This window comes from Pantoea sp. E2023-21, from assembly GCF_051302795.1.
Lineage (GTDB): Bacteria > Pseudomonadota > Gammaproteobacteria > Enterobacterales > Enterobacteriaceae > Pantoea > Pantoea ludwigii_A.
In genome coordinates this window covers 405848-424900 of sequence record NZ_CP195344.1, presented here as the reverse complement: position 1 = coordinate 424900, position 19053 = coordinate 405848, and the positions used below count along the sequence as shown (strand labels likewise).

The following is a 19053-nucleotide window of genomic DNA, read 5'->3' as shown; positions in this document are numbered from 1 at the left end:
GTTAATGGGGATCTTGAGGTGAGCGAGATCACAAAGAAGTGAAATAGTTGATTTGGGTGATAATTTAAAAATCGCAAGGTCGGCACGATGCCGACCTGATTTACGGTGCGGGGGTTTCCACCACTTCCTGCCGTGGCCGAAACACATGGTTATTCCCGTCCGCCAGCAAACGCTGCAGCAGCTGCTGGCCACCGCGATCGTCAGCCTGCGCGAACTGGCGTTCGGCTTCGGTTATCGGCGTAGACCACAGTAGATTTACCCGATCGCCCTCGCGTTTCGGCAGGCGGAACTGCGCCGCTTCCGGAGCGAGATCATTCGCCAGCAGGAAACTTTCAAAGCCAACCGGCGCCACTTCTGATGCCAAAGTATGCCCTTCGCCAATCCAGGTCAGACGCGCCCACGGCAGATGAGCAAACTCCGCCAGCGCACTCGCCATCTGCACCGCATTCGCTTCGGTCATCACTTCTCCGTCCACCGCCATCGCCAGCTCAACACGGCGATACTGCGGGGCCAGCTCGTCAAACAGGTGATCGACCTGTGGCATCGGGCGGATCCCCATGCCAAGCGTGAGGAAGTACCAAACACCATTATGCCAATGCTGTGAAATCGCCATCGGCGGCCAGTTACCTTGATCGATGGCGTAATATTTTATCGACTCGCCAAACTGCGCCTGATAGCACTGCATGAGTTCACGCTGCACCACATCCCACAGATGACCGTCGTGCCAGTCACGCCAGAAGTGACGCTGCTGTTCAGCGCGCGCATAGTAATCGTTGGTGGAAGCCGAACCGAGCGGCGCCGTCAGGCGATTCTCTTTGATGCAGGCAGCAGAAAAACTCACCTGCTTATCCTGATACAGACTCCAGCCGGGGATCACCGCCAGCAGTTGGCCGTAATACCACAGCGCGGCGCCGTCATCGCTGGGCTCCCACAGCACCTGTAAGCCGGCGGGATCGAGCATCGGCTCAGCTTCCAGCGTACGGCAATACTCGGCACTCAGCAGCGGCGCAATGCCCTGCTCCATCGCTTCACGATCTTCCTGCGCCGGCGCAGGCAGCAGATTACGCAGCCAGCAGCCGCGCACCGCGTATTGACTGCGAAACAGGTCGTTCGGCCAGATGTAAAAATAGGCCGTACGCGCATCCTGCTCGACGATAGCGGTTAGTGTGTGTTGCTGATTCGGCACCTCAGCAATCAGAGGTTGGTGGGTCATAACGCCTCGATATTACCTGGAGGAATCCATTTTCCCCGAGAATAGAGCAGGATCGGCACTCGTGCCATGTGACACAAGGGTAAAACTCTCAAAGTGCAGGGATGAATAGATGAGCGTAGCTGATGAATAGCCGCATAACGCGCTGACATGCTTCACATTAATTCGCGATTCTTTTGTCATGCCGCATGATATTGTCTGCGCACTCGCCTCAGTGGATCTGTCAACATGGTGCTGCAAAACCTTGATTTGAACGTGCGCGATGTGGTGATTTTCGCGCTTTTGGTGTGGCTGTTTATCCGCTATACGTGGGTGATGTCGGCGCTGAGCATTGTGCTGAGCGGCGTGGCGTTGCTGGTGTTGTTACCCATTGATATCTATTACAGCTTGCTGCCGCTGGCTCTTATCGGGCTCGGCTTGGGGATGTTGCTGCATCATTACCAACAACGTCAGCTGGCGCTGAAACGTGAAGCGCGCACGCCGCGCACCTACACGCAGAAGCAGGATGAGCTAAACCTGTAACGCTAACGGCCCATGCGCTGCATGGCGCGTGAATAAGCGCCGCGCTGAATCGACCAGCGCAGCAGCCCGCCGAGCACCGCAATTTCCCGATCGACTCGCCACTGGCTGAGCGGACCAACCGGCTGCTGGATTTGCTGTTGCGCCCAGTCAGGCAGTAATCCCATCCCCGCTTTCAGCATCACCCGCATTGCCGGTTTTGCCTGCCAGCTCGGTGCAGGCGCGTTGATTAACAGCTGCATCACTTCCCGGGTGCGCGCATCGTAGATCAACGCGGGCCGCATCCTCTGTAGATACTCCTCAACCGCCTGCACGCTTTTTGGCACCTGCTGCGCGCCAAGCGCTTCGGCCACCCGCGCGGCTTCCTGATAATAACGATTCTGATCGGCCAGGCTGAGCTGCGGATTTTTGTAGCGCAGATGCGCCGCCAGAAAGCGGCTGGTTTCAGCGACGTGCACCCAGGTAAGCAGATGGGGATCGCTGGCGGCATAGGGCTTGCCAGCATTATCGACGCCGCTGACGCGCAGATGAATCCGTTTGACGCGCTCGATCAGGATGTTGGCATCTGCGGTATTGCCGAACGTGGTAACGGCAATAAACTGGCTGGTGCGACGCAGGCGGCCCATCATGTCCTGACGGAAATTGGAGTGATCCCACACGCCCGCCAGCGCTGCCGGATGCAGCATCTGCAACATCAGGGCGCTGATGCCGCCACACAGCATCGAAGTGAAGTCGCCGTGTACGCGCCAGATAACATGATCCGGGCCAAACAAGCCGGGATCGCCAGGCGGCTGCGAGATATCGAATTCGTTGAGCGACAGGCCGTTAAGGCGGAAAACTTGCTGTTGGATGCGTTCGCGAATGTTCATGGGTTGATGCGCTCATTGGCCTGGCCGGCATCAATGCCGACCCTACAGATCAGTGAAGCATAACATGTAGGGTCAGCATTCATGCTGACCTGGCCAAACGGCGTTGCCTTACTTAGAGATAATCAAACTGCGCATCCTGGGTGCGCACCGAATCCAGTCCAATCATCACGTTAATTTTGCCTGGCTCGGCAACGTGCTGCATCTTCTGGTTCCAGAATTTCAGCGCATCAACATCGATCCTAAACTTCACGGTCTGCGATTCACCGGCTTTCAGCATGATGCGCTGGAAGCCGCGCAGCTCCTGCACCGGACGGCTAATGCTGGCCACCGGATCGTTAAGATAGAGCTGCACCACAGTGGCACCGTCGCGTTTGCCGCTGTTGGTGACGGTCACTGACGCTTCCACCGAGCCGTTACGCGGCATGGTGCGCGAGGACATTTTCACTGGCGACACGGTAAACGTGGTGTAGCTCAGACCGTAACCAAACGGATAGAGCGGACCATTCACCGCGTCGTAATAATGCGAAGTATATTTATTCGGCTTGGCGAAGTTATACGGACGACCGGTTGGCAAATGGTTGTAGTAAATCGGAATCTGACCCACCGAACGCGGGAAGGAGACCGGCAGCTTGCCCGACGGGTTGTAATCGCCAAACAGCACATCGGCAATCGCGTTGCCGCCTTCGGTGCCGCTAAACCAGGTTTCCAGCATCGCATCGGCTTGCTGATCTTCCTTCACCACCGTCAGCGGTCGGCCGTTCATCAACACGATCACCAGCGGTTTACCGGTGGCTTTCAGCGCGGCCAGCAGCTTCTGCTGACTTTCCGGAATCGACAGTTCACTGCGGCTGGATGCTTCGTGCGCCATGCCCTGCGCTTCGCCGACGGCAGCCACCACCACATCGGCTTTTTTCGCCTGCGCTACCGCGTCATCAATCAGCTCCTGCGGTGAACGTTTGTCCACACTCACGGCTTGCTCATACAAATTGAGGAAGTCCTGAACGCCTTTGTTATCGCTAATGTTAGCGCCTTTGGCATACAGCACCGTGCCTTTGCCCGCCATCGCATTACGCACGCCTTGCAGCAGCGGAATCGACTGTTTCGCTACACCTGCGGCCGACCAACTGCCCATAATGTCGCGCTGGCTATCGGCTAACGGTCCCACCAACGCAATGGTGGCGTCTTTCTTCAGCGGCAGCGTTTCACGCCAGTTTTTCAGCAGCACAATGCTTTTACGCGCCACGTCACGCGCTTCAGCGCGATGCAGACGGCTTTCGGCGTTGGTGTCCTGCGGATCGCTTTCTTTTGCGCCCAAATGGCTATAAGGATCGTTAAACAGGCCCATGTCATATTTGACGTTCAGCACATGCCGCGCGGCATCATCCACTTCCGCCATGCTCACCGCGCCGCTTTTCACCAGGCCCGGCAGATATTTGCTGTAGAACTCGTCGCTCATGCTCATGTCGACGCCGGATTTCACCGCAATGCGCACCGCGTCCTGCGGATCGCTGGCCACGCCGTGTTTCAGCAGCTCTTTTATCGCGCCGTGATCGCTGATGGTGATGCCTTTAAACTTCCAGTCGCCGCGCAGCACCTCTTTCAGCAGCCAGCCATCCGCGGTTGCCGGCGTGCCATTGAGCGAGTTGAGCGCCACCATGACGCCGCCGCTGCCGGCATCAAGCGAGGCTTTATACGGGGGCAGATAATCCTGGAACAGCCGCTGCGGACTCATGTCGACGGTGTTGTAATCACGCCCACCTTCCACCGCGCCGTAGGCGGCAAAATGTTTCACGCTGGTCATGATGTTAAAGCGATCCGCCGCGCTTTTGCCCTGCATGGCTTTCACCATGGTGCTGCCCATTTGTGAGGTCAGGAAGGTATCTTCACCAAAACCTTCAGAAAAACGGCCCCAGCGCGGTTCGCGTGATACATCGACCATCGGCGCCCACGTCATGTTCAAACCGTCATCTGCCGCTTCGTAGGCTGAAACGCGCCCCACCTCGGCCACGGCATCCAGATCCCAGCTCGCCGCCAGGCCGAGTGGAATCGGGAAGATGGTGCGCTGACCGTGCACCACGTCATAGGCGAAGAACAGCGGAATTTTAAGGCGGCTGAGCTGCATCACCTGATCCTGCATGGCGCGGATATCCTGGCGCGTCACGGTGTTGAAGATTGCGCCGACCTGACCGTGCTGAATCATGTCGCGAATCGCCGATTTTGGCGTATCCGGTCCTACGCTGATCAAACGCATCTGCCCGATTTTTTCATCAAGGGTCATTTTGCTGAGCAGCTGATTCACAAAGGCGTCACGCGCCTGTTCAGTCATCGGGTGTGGGCCAAATAGGTCGTCCGCGAAAGCGGGCTGAATGGCTAAGGAGACAGCGAGGCTAACAGAGTAAATCCATTTCATCAGGTCGGGTTCTCTTAAGTGACTGCGCAATATCGAAATAACCGGGGCAGTTTGCCACAAGATGAGGATAGCAGGTAGCCGCCAATGTCACACCGCGCCCCTTGCGGCTTACGCATGCTACAGTAGAAACGCCACGTTAAAGACAAGGACAGGCCAATGAATAACAACACTTCGCACCCTACTCTGCTCGCCGACCTGCGTCGCCTCGTTGGATCGACGAACCTGTTAACCGACGCGGAACAGACCGCGCGCTACCGTAAAGGCTTTCGCTCTGGCGAAGGTGAAGCGCTGGCGGTGATTTTCCCCGGTTCGCTGCTGGAGCTATGGCGTGCGTTGCAGGCGCTGGTTAGCGCCGATGCGATCATTTTGATGCAGGCAGCCAATACCGGCCTGACGGAAGGTTCCACGCCGAATGGTAACGATTATGATCGTCCGGTGGTGATCATCAGCACCTTGCGTCTGGATAAGTTGCAGCTGATCGACAACGGCAAACAGATCCTCGCCTTCCCTGGCAGCACGCTGTATCAGCTGGAAAAAGCGCTAAAACCGCTCGGGCGTGAGCCGCATTCGGTGATCGGCTCGTCCTGTATTGGCGCGTCGGTGATGGGCGGGATTTGCAATAACTCCGGCGGTTCGCTGATCAAGCGCGGTCCGGCCTACAGCGAAATGGCGCTGTTTGCGCAGATTGATGCCAGCGGCAAACTCAAGCTGGTGAACCATCTCGGCATCGATCTCGGCCATTCGCCGGAAGAGATGCTCGGTCGCCTGGATGACGATCGCTGGCAGCAGAATGATGTGCGCTGGGATGAACGTCACGCCTCGGATCACGAGTATGCCGACCGCGTGCGCGATATCAATGCGGATACGCCCGCGCGCTTCAACGCCGATGAACGCCGCCTGTTTGAAGCGTCTGGCTGCGCCGGTAAGCTGGCCGTTTTTGCGGTACGTTTGGATACCTTCCCCACTGAACCGCAGCAGCAGGTGTTCTATATCGGCACCAACAATCCGGCTGAACTGGGCGATATTCGTCGTCATATTCTAGCGGAATTTACGCATCTGCCGGTGGCGGGCGAATATATGCACCGCGACATTTTCGATATCGCCGAGGTGTATGGCAAAGATACCTTCGTGATGATCGACAAGCTCGGCACGGACAAAATGCCGCTGTTTTTCACCCTCAAAGGCCGTGTTGATGCCTGGCTGGGCAAGCTCAGCTGGGTGAAACCGCATCTCAGCGATCGCCTGTTGCAGCGCGTCAGCAGCTGGCTGCCGGCGCATCTGCCTAAACGCCTGAAACAGTATCGCGATAAATACGAGCATCACCTGATGCTGAAGATGTCTGGCGACGGCGTGGCCGAAGCGCAGGCCTATCTGAGCGAATATTTCCGCGAAGGCGGCGGCGCGTTCTTCGCCTGCGACGCCAAAGAGGGCGCGCACGCGTTCCTGCATCGCTTTGCCGCCGCTGGCGCCGCCGTGCGTTATCACGCTGTACATGCTGATGAAGTGGAAGACATTTTAGCGCTGGATATCGCGCTGCGTCGTAACGATGAAGCGTGGTTCGAGCACCTGCCTGCCGAAATCGACAAGGACTTAAGCCATCGCCTCTATTACGGCCACTTCTTCTGCCACGTGTTCCATCAGGATTACATTGTGAAGAAAGGCGTGGATGCGCATGCGCTGAAAGAGAAGATGTTGGCGATTTTAGCCGCGCGCGGCGCCGAATATCCGGCTGAGCATAACGTTGGCCACCTGTATCAGGCAAAACCGCAGCTGCAGGCGTTTTATCAGCAGCTGGATCCCACCAACAGTTTTAATCCGGGGATTGGTAAAACCAGTAAGCAGAAGGGTTGGGCGGTAAAGGTTTGAATACGTGCGGTTGTTGAAAAGGTGGCCATGAATGGCCACCTTTCTACACTCTGTAACGGCGCAATTTATTGCGCGATAAATCGCGCCGCTACAAAATGAGCGTCAACGTGATTACGGCAGTTGCTCGCCCTGCTGCTCTTGCGCAGCCGCTGCCAAAGCGCGGCGTTCAATAATCATGGTCTGCGGCGTTGACAGCATAATGCCCTCTTTACGCAGACGCGTCAGGATATCAAACAGCAAATCACTCTTGGCACCGGAAATCTGGCGCTGACCCGAAACGTTACCGGTGACGCTCAACACGATGCCCGCAGGTGTCAAATCTTTGAACGATACCGACGGCTCTGGCGTGTCGAGAATACGCTCGTTCTCCTGATACACTTCCAGCAGGATTTCACGTACTTTCACCGGATCAATATCCAGCGGGAAGGTTAGCTGGATGGTCACCACACCCTGCGCGTTGCCCATGGTAGCGTTACGCACGTTTTGCGAGATGAATTGCGAGTTCGGTACGATCACCGTCGATTTATCGCCCAGCTGAATTTCGGTGGCGCGCACGTTGATACGGCGAATATCCCCTTCAATGCCGCTGATGCTGACTAAATCGCCCACCTTCACCGGACGTTCCGTCAACAGAATCAGACCGGAGATAAAGTTCTTCACAATCTCCTGTAAGCCGAAACCGATACCGACCGACAAGGCGCTGACGATCCATGCCAGTTTGTTCCATTGCAGGCCCATAATCGACAGCGTCAGCAGGATAATCAGCACGTAACCGATGTTACTGAACAGCGTCACCAGCGACACACGCATGCCGACATCCATGGTGGTTTTTGGCAGGAAGTCTTTGTCCAGCCAGCGACGCACCGAGCGCAGCACGTAAATTCCCACCACCAGACACAGAATCGCATTGACCATATGCGCCGGCACAATGTTCAGCGACTCCAGCCCTTTGCCGCCCCAGAACTCAATCACCTTCTGGATCAGCTCAATTGGCGTTGAGGAGGCAAACGTGCCGTTCAACAATGCCAGCGCGAGGATGGCAATCAACAAGGTTTTACCCAGCGCGCTCAGCAGCGTTGCCGCCTGCTGTAAATGACGCTCGTCGATGTTAAGCGACGTTTGCAGACGCTTGCCGGTCACATTACTGGTGGAGAACAGACTTTCGCAGCCGTCCTGCACCAGATGGCTGAGGAAATAGAACGAGCCAAACAGAATGCCGCACCAAATCAACTCATAGCTGAGGAAGCGCGCCAGCGTAACATAACCGATGATCAGTGAAATCAGGACCGCCAGTGCGGTTAGCATTAACGCCAACTGCACCAATCCCACCAACGTCGAGCGCGCTTCGGGCTGATTGCCTTCCAGCGCCATACGGCGACGCACGCGGTTTACGCGCATGCTAATAGCAAGACCGGTGCAGCCAATCAGCAGTGCGGTCAGGCCGTTAGCAAAAATGGTGGTGTTAAGGCTGGTGCCTACGCTGTAGTTAAAGGCTTCAACCGTCTGGAAAACAAACACCAGCGCCGCGGTAAACGGCGGGAACGGCTTCAACGCCTGCGCCACTTCGTTGGAAATGGCAGGTAAACGCCAGCTTGGACGACGCGTAGAGAGGAAGGCGCGCCCTAAACCGGCAATCAAGCCGCAATAAACACTAAGCTGCACCAGACGATCAACAAAATCCTGCACATCGCCAGAAACTTCATCACGGCGCGTAAAGGCCAGCGCGATAAAGTTGAAAGTCAGCACCACCGCGGCCAGCGTGGTCAGTGCCGTTGTTGATGCCAGGAAGCTACGCCGTAAACGTCCTTCCGGCATTTTATGAATGCTGACCCAGGCAAAGAACTCTTCGCTGTAACGGCGACCCAGCGTCATCACCAATACCGCCGCCATCAGCCAGGCGACAGTGCCAACGCGCCAGCCTGACTCCCATGACAGCGCTGCCGTGTCTTTAAGTTCGTCGCGGAAGTCACTGATTTTTTCGCCATCAAGATCCTGACTGCTGACCAACGGCGCCCAGAAACGCGGGCCGAGAATACTGCCGGAATTGAGCGCCAGTTGGCTTTTCAGCTGGTCACGCCGCAGGTTGACAATCTGCGACGACAGCACCAGCGCGCCGTTTTTGATGCCATCGGCCTGCTTGATTTGATCGTCCAGTTTGGCTTTCTGGCTCTCCAGCGCCGCACGTTTGCGTGTGACTTCAGGCGTCTCTTTCACGCCGCTGTCGGCTTTTGGCGCCGGGCCAAGCACCGCCAATTGCGCATCCAGCTGCTGACGCTGTGGGACCAGCGCCTGGCCGAGGGTTTCGGCATTTCCGGACAGCTCCAGCGCCATCTCATTGAGTTGGTTAAGCTGGCTTTCATTGGTATCGCCCGACACCTGACCTTTAATTTTGTCGAGAATTTTCTGCATTTTAGGCAGCTCAACCGACGCATTAACTTTCGGTGCAGCGTCCTCTTGCTGGTCGGTGACGGCGCTATCGGCCGCAAAGCTCAGCGCCGGGGTTAACCACACCAGCAGCAGTAAAAACGGGGTAAGTAAGCAACGGAACGTGAACATATTTAATAAGATTCCAGCGTAATAACAGCCGATAAACGCAAGTGCGATGGTGAATGGCGGCTAGTTTAAGACGTTGCCGACACTGAAACTATAGGAATGAAGGTGTAAAACTTTGGCGCTAACGATAAGCGTTTTTGCAGGTGAGCGTTGTAACTCAACGCACAATCTGTAGCGGGCAATTTATTGCGCACCCTGCAAAATCGGCAATGCGCAATAAATTGCGCCGCTACGGTATGTGCATGCTAAATGCTGTTATTCATTGCTGGCGGTCAGACCCGACTTCTGCTTTTTATACGCCAGCGCAGCGGCCGGAACCGGTGCGGCTTTGCCCGTTTCCAGCCAGTCGCGCAGGCGATTGGCATCTGCGAAATGGGTGTATTTACCAAAGGCATCCAGCACCACCAGTGCCACTGGACGGTTATTAATCACCGTGCGCATCACCAGGCAGTGCCCGGCTTCATCGGTGTAACCGGTTTTGGTCAGCTGAATACGCCAGTCGTTTTTGTACACCAGATGATTGGTGTTACGGAACGGCAGCGCATAGTTCGGATGCTTGAAGACGGCGGTGTCTTCTTTGGTGGTGCTCAGTTCGCCAATCAGCGGATACTGGCGCGTGGCTTTCACCAGCTTCACCAGGTCTTCCGCGCTGGAAACGTTCTGAGTCGACAGGCCCGTCGGCTCGACATAACGCGTGTGCGTCATGCCCAGCGCACGTGCTTTGGCGTTCATCGCGCGAATAAAGGCATCGTAACCGCCCGGATAGTGATGCGCCAGGCTGGCAGCAGCACGGTTTTCCGAGGACATCAGCGCCAGCAGCAGCATGTTGCGGCGACTGATTTCACTGTTCAATTTGACGCGGGAAAACACGCCGCGCATTTCAGCGGTATGGCTGATATCCACCGACAGCATCTCATCCATCGGCAATTTGGCATCCAGCACCACCATCGCCGTCATTACTTTGGTCAATGAAGCAATCGGACGCACGCGATTAGGATGGCTGGAAAACAGCACTTTGTTGTTTTCCAGATCGACAATCATGGCACTCCCCGAGGCGATTTGCGGTTGAGCAATCGGCGCGAGGTTAGAGAGTGCCGCCGGCGCAGCGAGCGCGGGCGTCACAGCGGCTGGCGCGGCGACAAACAGTGCCAGCGACAGCAAGGAAATACGCATTTTTGCAGACATCGTGTCAAAAAAGTCCGGTAAGGAGTTTTGCGCTGTGTTAGGACACAGGCCGCCCGCAACAATCCAGACTGGATGCGGGCTGGCAGCAGTATCATACGCACTTACCTGAGAAATTTCTTAACGAGATTGTTTCTGAGCGTTAAAAAGGTCGCCATGAACGGTGACCTTTTGGTTTGGGTGCGATTTTACGTGTAGGTCGCCATAAATGGCGACCCTACGGGTGCGGTGTTGTAGGGTCGCCATTCATGGCGACCCGGCGAGCGTTAGAACAACCGTGGGCCATAACCCCACAGAATTACCGTCAGCGCCAGCAGCACCTCAAACACCAGCACACCAATCGCCAGCGTTGAACCGGAGAAGCGCAGGCTCTCTTCACGATCGATACTCAGGAACACCGGAATGCCGACGTAAAGCAGATAACCGGTGTAAACCAGCGCAATGGCGCCCACCAGTACGCACAACCACACCAGCGGATAGAGCGCCACCAGCCCGCTGAGGAACAACGGCGTCGCCACATAGCCGGCAAACACCGTACAGCGCTGCAAACTGGGACGTTGCGGGTAATTACGCGCCATCCAGTGGATCACGCGGCCCATCACCGCCACACCGCCGAGAATAATCAGATAGAACAGAATGCCCAGACCGATACCGGTCAGTAGATTGAGTTGTACGAATTGCCCTTCGCCCAGATTCCAGCCCAGTTGCGTGGTGCCGATAAAAGCGCAGATCACCGGGATCGCCGCCATTAGCAGAACATGATGGGTGTAATGGTGCGAAACGCTCTCATTTTCCTGTTTAATATCGCGCATTTCCTGACCTGGATGCGCCAGTAAACCCCAGACATGATTCATACAGTTGCTCCTCTCATGCTATGGGCTGCCCCTAAAGCAAAAGACCTCGTCAACGCAGGCAGCGTCCCTCAAGTATAATCGTCGCCGTCGTTTTTGCGGGCCGCCACACAAATTAAGCCGCTGGTATACACTAATAGCGTTTTCACTATTTGCAGGGAGAAAAATTTGCATCTTGATATCAATGGATTAATCACGCAATACGGTTATCTGGCGCTACTGATTGGTTGTATCGCTGAAGGGGAAACGTTCACGCTATTGGGCGGTGTGGCGGCGCATGAAGGCTTATTGCACTTTAGCGGCGTGGTGCTGGCGGCGATGATCGGCGGCATTATTGGCGATCAGTTGCTGTTCTGGCTGGGACGGCGTTATGGCACGCGTATTTTGCGTCGTTTTAGTAAACATCAGGAAACTATCGGCAAGGCCAAGCGCCTGATCCAAAAACACCCGAGTTTATTCGTGATTGGCGTGCGCTTTATGTATGGCTTCCGCATTGTCGGACCGATTATTATCGGCACCAGCCGCCTCAAGCCGCTGCGCTTCTTTATTCTGAACGTGATTGGGGCAGCGCTGTGGGCGCTAATCTTTGTCTCGCTCGGCTACTTTGCCGGACAGATTGTCGCGCCGTGGCTGCATAAGATCGATCAGCATCTCAAGCCGGTATTATGGTTGGCGGCGGCGGTGATTTTCGGCATCGTACTGCGCTACATTATTCGCCACTGGAACCACCGCCGCGCGGGTTGATTACGGGTGGTAACCCTTGAACTGCGGATTGGCCAGCATAAAACCACCGTCGACAATAAACGATTGTCCGGTGGTATAAGTTGCCCACTCCGAACAGAGCCACGCCACTAAACTCGCCACTTCACGCGTATCGCCGGGACGCCCAATCGGGATTTCCGGCATACGTCGCCCTTGCTGGTCATCTTTCATATCGTTCATCGCCGTGGCAATCGCGCCCGGTGCCACCGCGTTGACCAGAATGTGGTGCGGCAACAAACTCAGCGCCATCGACTTAGTCAGGCCGCCGAGCGCATGTTTTGCGGCGGTATAGGCGGTGGCATCCGGCAATGGCGTGTGTTCATGTACCGAAGTAATGTTGATAATGCGTCCGCCGTCGCCCTGATCGACCATATGGCGTGCGGCAATCTGCCCGCAAATAAATGCGCCATCGACATCCACATCGAACACTTTGCGCCAATCTTCAAAGGTGACATCAAGAAAGTCGGCTTTGGTCATCACGCCCGCGTTACTCACCAGCACGTCAATGCGCCCCAGCGAGTTGATCAACTGCGCCAGTTGCTGTCCGCCGGCTTGCGGATCGGCGAGGTCGACCTGCCGCACCTGCGCGATCTGTCCGCGGCTCTCCACCAACCGTGCGGTTTCCTGGGCGCCCTCTTCATCCGCACTCCAGGTGATGCCAAGCGTATAGCCCGCTTCGGCCAGCATCACCGCACAGCTGCGACCAATGCCAGAACTGGATCCGGTAACCACAGCGACTTTCTGTTTTCCTGCGCTCATAACGTTCTCCTGATTGAGGGTGTCTTAACAGTATAGAAGTTATCCTTCTGTGCCTCGTGGCCGCCGAATCTGCCGTTTCGTCTATAGTTAACAATTACATACGGCGAAGGGGGCACGATGAGCGAGATTAAACGCAGAATAGACGACCACGGCGTGATTGGTGATTTACGCACCTGCGCACTGATTGCCAACGATGGCACCATCGATTACCTCTGCTGGCCAGCACTCGATAGTCCTTCCATATTTGCCGCCCTGCTCGATAGCGATGAAGCCGGCCTTTTTTCCCTCGCACCCGACTGGAAACATGCCCGCCAGCAGCAACTCTACTTGCCTGATACCAATATTTTGCAGACCCGCTGGCTGGATGATGCGGGCGTGGCGGAAATCACCGATTACATGCCGATCTGCGATGAGCACCGCAAAACGCCGCGTCTGGTACGCCGTGTGAAAATGGTGCGCGGCACGGCGAAATTTCATCTGCTGTGCGCGCCGCGTCACGACTATGCGCGTGCGGAAACCACCACCGAACTGCGCCCCGGCGGCATCGCCTTCCTGGCCAGCGGTCAACCCACGCTGCGCCTCAGCGCTACGGTGGTGATGACGCGCGAAAATCACAGCGCGGTGGCCGAATTTACCCTTAAAGCCGGCGAATCCGCCGAATTTGTTTTCGGCAACGATGACGATCCTCACGTGGCAGTGATCGCCACCGAGCAGTGTTTCCACGACACGCTGGAGTACTGGCGCCGCTGGAGTAGCCACAGTTCATATCGCGGGCGCTGGCAGGAAATGGTCACGAGATCGGCGCTGGCACTGAAACTATTGACGTCGCATCAGCACGGCTCAATCGCCGCTGCCGCCACTTTTGGTTTACCGGAAGAGTTGGGCGGCGAACGTAACTGGGATTACCGCGCCTCGTGGATCCGCGATGCCTCATTCAGCATGTACGCGCTGATGCGCCTCGGCTACACCGAGGAGGCGCGCGACTTCACCAAATGGGTCGGCCGTTGCGTCGAGCACAGCCACCACGACACGCCGCATCTGCAGGTGATGTATCGCCTCGACAGCGGCACCGAATTACACGAAACCGAGTTGCTCAATCTTTCCGGCTACGCCAATTCGCGTCCGGTGCGCATCGGTAATGACGCATGGCGGCAAACCCAGCTCGATATTTACGGCGAATTGATGGACGCCATCTACCTCGCTAATAAATACGGCGAAGCGATTTCGCATCGCGGCTGGAAGTACGTCTCCGATATGATCGATTACGTCTGCGTGAACTGGAACCAGCCCGATGCCGGGATTTGGGAGATGCGCGGTGAGCCAGAGCATTTCCTGCATTCACGCCTGATGTGCTGGGTGGCGCTCGACCGCGCACTGCGTCTCGGCCTGAAACGCTCGCTGCCAATGCCCTACGAACGCTGGGATAAGGTGCGCAGCGAGATCCGCGACGATATCTGGCAGAACTTCTGGAACCCGGAACTGGGCCATTTCACCGCCACGCGCGGCGGCAATTTCCTGGATGCGTCGATGCTGCTGATGCCGCTGGTGCGCTTTGTGAGTTCGACCGATCCCGACTGGATTTCAACGCTGGACGCGATTAAAACCCATCTGGTGAGCGATGGTTTAGTCAGACGCTATAACATTCACGAGACGCCTGCCGATGCTTTAGAAGGCGGAGAAGGCTCATTTGCTGCCTGTTCATTCTGGTATGTGGAGTGTCTGGCGCGAGCGGGTCGCGTGCATGAGGCGCATTTTGAGTTTGAAAAGCTGCTGAGTTACGCCAATCCACTGGGTCTGTATGCCGAAGAATTTACGTCGCATGGCGAAGCATTGGGTAACATGCCGCAGGCGTTAACGCATCTGGCATTAATCAGTGCCGCTTTTTTCCTCAATCGTAAACTGAGTAATGAAGTGACGCTGTGGCAGCCGTGAAATTCACATTTTGGGCGGCGGATCCAAGAGAATATTCGGGTAAAGACAAGGATTTGAGTAAAGTATCCGCAGCCAGCAAAAATCCTGATTTCCATCAATGCACCAATGCACATATAATGCGCAGCGGGTCATACTGACCACGATGGATTCGACACACTGACAAGCCTGAAACATGGCCATAACGACTTGAAAAAAATGAAAATGAGCATTCGCGCGTTCGCTTCACTCGCCCTCGCACTGGCGGCGTTCAGCCAGTCGGCACTTGCAGTAGTCTATCCGCTGCCGCCGGCTAACAGCCGTCTGATCGGCGAAAATATTGAAATCACTGTCCCTGATGACAGCAAACTTCCGCTGGAAGCCTTTGCTGCGCAGTATCAGATGGGCCTCAGCAATATGCTGGAAGCCAATCCGGGTGTTGACGTTTATCTGCCAAAAGCTGGCACTAAAATGATCATCCCTCAGCAGTTGATTCTGCCTGACGCACCGCGTGAAGGCATCATCATCAACAGTGCTGAAATGCGTCTTTATTACTATCCGAAAGGCACCAAGACCGTGGTTGTGCTGCCAATCGGCATCGGCGAGTTGGGTAAAGACACGCCAATGAACTGGACAACGAAGGTTGAGCGTAAGAAAGATGGCCCAACCTGGACGCCAACCAAAGCGATGCATGCGGAATATGCGGCACGCGGCGAGAGCATCCCAGCGGTGTTCCCTGCGGGCCCGGATAACCCGATGGGTCTGCACGCGCTGTATATCGGCCGCCTGTATGCGATTCACGGCACGAACGCCAACTTCGGTATTGGTCTGCGCGTGAGCCACGGCTGTGTGCGTCTGCGTTCTGATGACATCAAATGGCTGTTCGATAACGTGCCGGTCGGCACACGCGTTCAGTTCATCGATCAGCCGGTGAAAGCGTCCGTTGAGCCAGACGGTTCGCGCTATGTGGAAGTCCACAACCCGCTGTCGACCACGGAAGAGCAGTTCAACTCGCGTGAACTGGTGCCAATCAACCTGACGTCTGCCGTGACCAAAGTGATTGCCGATGCCAGCACCAACCAGGATGCCGTCAACAACGCTATCCAGGCGCGTAACGGTATGCCGATCAAAATTAACGGTCCAGCAGGCGAAGTACAGCCAACACCGGTTCCGGTGCAGGAATCTTCTGATGCATTGCCGAAAGAAGAGCCCATGACCCCGCAAGGTGCAAACGACGCTGCGCCTGCCGCGCAGCCGGCGACCAGCCTGTAATCGCGGTTCAAGCGCAATAAATTGCGCCGCTACAAATACGTGCACATACCGTAGCGGCGCGATTCATCGCGCATTATGATTCAATCCCGCGGGCGTCGAAACGCCAGCCAACCCGCCACCAGCGTAAACGCCAGCACCACTAATACCAGCAGCAAAAAACCGTGCGGATTATTCGCCAGCGGAATGCCACCCACGTTCATGCCAAAAAATCCCGCCACGATATTGATCGGCAGCGCCAGCACGGTAATCACCGTCAGCAAAAACAGCGTGCGGTTGCTTTGCTCCATCAGACGCGCGGCAATCTCTTCCTGCAGCAAGCGAATCCGCTCCATCAAACTCGCCAAATCATTCAACGCTACGCTGAACTCTTCGGTGAAAATCCGCAGCTCGCCTAACGGTTCGCGCTTCAGCCATTTAGGCGGACGATTCAACAGGCGAAATAGCGCCGCCGGTTCCGGTGCCAGCAGACGCTGCACGCGCAGCAGCATGCGCCGCAGTTGCCCCAACTCACGGCGATTGGTTTTGATCGCCGCACTCAGCAAGCGCTCTTCTATGGCATCCACCGCCTGGCTGGATCGCCGCACCACCTGCTCAAGCTGCGCTTCCTGCTCGCCGAGCAGCCACAGCAGCATCGCATCTGGCTCAGCGAACGTCAGACGATCCATCTGCTGATGCATACGTTCGATCATGCCCACCGGGCGAAAACGCGCAGTAACCACCACACGCGGGCAGCACCACATCCACAGCGTGGCGTTCTGCGTGCTGCGTTCCTCTTTACTGAAGGTGACGTCGTTGAGCACCGCCAGCAGCGCATCGTTTTGATGAGCTAAACGGGTGCGCGGCGAAGCCGAATGTATCTCGTCGAAAAAGTCATGGTCTACGCCAAAGTGGTCCTGAACCCAGCGCTCCGCACGCGCGTGATTAAGATTGATATGCAGCCAGATAAAGTAGGACGCGGGCAGCTGCTGCTGCGCCAGTTGGGCCGCTTCACGGGCATTCAGCCGCTGTGGCGGCGACGCGGGGATAAACAGATAACCGTGAATTAATCCGGCGACTTCGTTATTAAAGTCCGGCAGAGAAGTAAGCGGTAATACGGGCTGGAGCATGGCAACAGATCATTCCGTAGCGGTCAGATCCACAGCGTGCGACAGGGATGTTGCAGCAAGATGACATTGGGCGTGCGCCATCATCATTCTGTCATACAAACCCCGTATCACACTGGAAGTCACAGGGTGCCGTTCGAGCATCGTGATTTAACACTGAGGTGTTTTATGGCTGAAAACAGTTTACCTGCATCGATATCCTCGTCCCACAGCGGACGCCCGAACCTTAACCGCGGCAACGGCCCTGCCTCACGCCTGATCTTTGTGCTGTTACTGATTGCTGGCCTGATGTATGCCGGCATTAACCTGTTCAATGACGTTGAAGAGACTGGCGCGGTGGTCACCAGTTACACGCCGTTCGTGCTGCTCGGCGTCGCGCTGATCATTGCGCTCGGTTTTGAATTTGTGAACGGTTTCCACGATACCGCCAACGCGGTTGCGACGGTGATCTACACCCATTCGCTGTCGCCGGGCGTGGCGGTGATGTGGTCCGGTTTCTGTAACTTCCTCGGTGTGCTGCTTTCCAGCGGGGTGGTGGCATTCGGCATTATCTCGCTGCTGCCGGTCGAGCTGATTTTGCAGGCGGGCAGCGGCAACGGCTTTGCCATGGTGTATGCACTGCTGTTCTCAGCGATTATCTGGAACCTCGGCACCTGGTATTTTGGTTTGCCAGCCTCCTCTTCGCATACGCTGATCGGTTCGATTATCGGCGTCGGCGTGGCGAACGCGTTGCTACATGGCCGAAGCGGCACCAGCGGCGTGGACTGGGATCAGGCGATCAAAGTCGGCTACGCGCTGCTGCTGTCGCCGATTGTCGGTTTTATCTGCGCTGGATTGCTGCTGCTGGCAATGAAAGCCTTTATCCGTAACCGCCAACTGTATGAAGCGCCAACAGACAACCAGCCGCCGCCAATATGGATTCGCGGCTTGCTGATTCTCACCTGCACCGGCGTTTCCTTCGCACACGGCTCGAATGACGGTCAGAAAGGCATGGGCTTAATTATGCTGATTCTGGTCGGCACCATGCCGATTGCCTACGCCCTAAACCGTTCGCTGCCGCCGGATCAAATCCCGCGCGTCGCCGCATTAACCCAAGTCACCGAGCAGCAATTGTTGACGCTGCAACCCACGCCAGCGGCGATGCCCGCCCCGCGTGAGGTGCTGACCGAATTCGTGCGTACCAACCAGAATCGTCCTCACGTGTTGCCCGCGCTCGGCATGATGCTGGGTGATATCGGCGACCAGATTCGCCGCTACGGCGCGGTGGAGAATATTCCGGCGCAGGCGGTGACCAATACACGTAATGACATGTATCTGGCATCGGAAACCATTAAGCATCTGCAAAATGCCAAAGTAGCGCTGCCGGAAGAGACCGCGCGCAACCTGACGGCGGTGAAAAAAGAGCTGGATGCCGCGACGCGCTTTATCCCGATGTGGGTGAAAGTGGTCGTAGCGATTGCGCTGGGCCTCGGCACCATGGTCGGCTGGCGCCGCATTGTGGTCACCGTAGGTGAACGTATCGGTAAAACGCATCTCACTTACGCGCAAGGGGCCAGCGCCGAATTGGTGGCAATGGCGACCATCGGCGCGGCCGACGTGTTCGGCCTGCCGGTTTCCACCACGCACGTGCTCTCTTCCGGCGTCGCCGGTTCCATGGCCGCCAACCGCTCAGGTCTGCAACTCGCCACCCTTCGTAATCTGGCGATGGCGTGGGTGCTGACGCTGCCGGTCTCCGTTTTACTTTCGGGGCTGCTGTACGCCCTGTTTATCCACCTGTAACGGGAGAAAA

Annotated in this window: 14 protein-coding genes; 6 read left to right on the top strand and 8 right to left on the bottom strand. The window is 56.5% G+C overall.

The window, feature by feature from the left end:
* Window positions 1-100 precede the first annotated feature (100 nt).
* Window positions 101-1213, bottom strand: a complete 1113-nt coding sequence (locus ACRQ84_RS02055; protein WP_064740651.1) for a suppressor of fused domain protein — start codon at window positions 1211-1213, stop codon at window positions 101-103.
* Between the two features lie 225 nt (window positions 1214-1438).
* Here ACRQ84_RS02055 and ACRQ84_RS02050 point away from each other — a divergent pair, with 225 nt between their 5' ends.
* On the top strand, window positions 1439-1732 hold the full coding sequence (locus ACRQ84_RS02050) for a hypothetical protein (protein ID WP_064740650.1): 294 nt from the start codon (window positions 1439-1441) through the stop codon (window positions 1730-1732).
* A 2-nt stretch (window positions 1733-1734) separates the two neighbouring features.
* Here ACRQ84_RS02050 and ACRQ84_RS02045 read toward each other — a convergent pair whose 3' ends face one another.
* Together ACRQ84_RS02045 and bglX are read right to left on the bottom strand one after the other, a co-directional pair.
* Window positions 1735-2598, bottom strand: a complete 864-nt coding sequence (locus ACRQ84_RS02045; protein WP_064740649.1) for an oxygenase MpaB family protein — start codon at window positions 2596-2598, stop codon at window positions 1735-1737.
* 112 nt (window positions 2599-2710) lie between these two features.
* Window positions 2711-5008 (bottom strand): beta-glucosidase BglX, encoded by a 2298-nt coding sequence (gene bglX / locus ACRQ84_RS02040; protein WP_483817047.1) that lies wholly within the window; start codon window positions 5006-5008, stop codon window positions 2711-2713.
* A gap of 156 nt (window positions 5009-5164) precedes the next feature.
* On the opposite strand from bglX, the gene dld reads away from it, so the two are divergent.
* Window positions 5165-6874 carry a D-lactate dehydrogenase gene (gene dld, locus ACRQ84_RS02035; protein WP_483817046.1) on the top strand — a complete coding sequence of 570 codons (1710 nt, stop codon included), beginning with the start codon at window positions 5165-5167 and terminating at the stop codon, window positions 6872-6874.
* Window positions 6875-6985: 111 nt separating this feature from the next.
* On the opposite strand, the gene ACRQ84_RS02030 is transcribed toward dld, so the two are convergent.
* From ACRQ84_RS02030 to ACRQ84_RS02020, 3 genes are all read right to left on the bottom strand, one after another.
* Window positions 6986-9430, bottom strand: a complete 2445-nt coding sequence (locus tag ACRQ84_RS02030; protein WP_483817045.1) for a DUF3772 domain-containing protein — start codon at window positions 9428-9430, stop codon at window positions 6986-6988.
* A gap of 252 nt (window positions 9431-9682) precedes the next feature.
* Window positions 9683-10612, bottom strand: coding sequence for a D-alanyl-D-alanine endopeptidase (pbpG, locus tag ACRQ84_RS02025; protein ID WP_064740645.1), 930 nt, complete (start codon window positions 10610-10612; stop codon window positions 9683-9685).
* A gap of 263 nt (window positions 10613-10875) precedes the next feature.
* Window positions 10876-11463 (bottom strand): Yip1 family protein, encoded by a 588-nt coding sequence (locus ACRQ84_RS02020; protein WP_064740644.1) that lies wholly within the window; start codon window positions 11461-11463, stop codon window positions 10876-10878.
* A gap of 165 nt (window positions 11464-11628) precedes the next feature.
* Between ACRQ84_RS02020 and ACRQ84_RS02015 the strand changes: the two genes are divergently transcribed.
* On the top strand, window positions 11629-12204 hold the full coding sequence (locus ACRQ84_RS02015) for a DedA family protein (protein ID WP_277975792.1): 576 nt from the start codon (window positions 11629-11631) through the stop codon (window positions 12202-12204).
* Here the strand turns inward: ACRQ84_RS02015 and ACRQ84_RS02010 are convergent, their stop codons facing one another.
* Window positions 12205-12981: an SDR family oxidoreductase gene (locus tag ACRQ84_RS02010; RefSeq protein ID WP_483817044.1), complete on the bottom strand. Its 777-nt coding sequence runs from the start codon at window positions 12979-12981 to the stop codon at window positions 12205-12207.
* A 117-nt stretch (window positions 12982-13098) separates the two neighbouring features.
* On the opposite strand from ACRQ84_RS02010, the gene ACRQ84_RS02005 reads away from it, so the two are divergent.
* Entirely contained in the window at window positions 13099-14913 is a 1815-nt protein-coding gene (locus ACRQ84_RS02005) for a glycoside hydrolase family 15 protein (RefSeq protein WP_483817043.1), read from the top strand.
* A gap of 195 nt (window positions 14914-15108) precedes the next feature.
* A complete protein-coding gene (locus tag ACRQ84_RS02000) occupies window positions 15109-16161 on the top strand; it encodes a L,D-transpeptidase family protein (RefSeq protein WP_483817042.1) in 1053 nt (350 codons plus the stop codon).
* 80 nt (window positions 16162-16241) lie between these two features.
* Here the strand turns inward: ACRQ84_RS02000 and ACRQ84_RS01995 are convergent, their stop codons facing one another.
* Complete coding sequence (locus ACRQ84_RS01995) at window positions 16242-17267, bottom strand: transporter (RefSeq protein WP_483817041.1); 1026 nt, start codon at window positions 17265-17267, stop codon at window positions 16242-16244.
* A gap of 165 nt (window positions 17268-17432) precedes the next feature.
* On the opposite strand from ACRQ84_RS01995, the gene ACRQ84_RS01990 reads away from it, so the two are divergent.
* Window positions 17433-19043: an inorganic phosphate transporter gene (locus ACRQ84_RS01990; protein WP_483817040.1), complete on the top strand. Its 1611-nt coding sequence runs from the start codon at window positions 17433-17435 to the stop codon at window positions 19041-19043.
* Window positions 19044-19053: the final 10 nt, after the last annotated feature.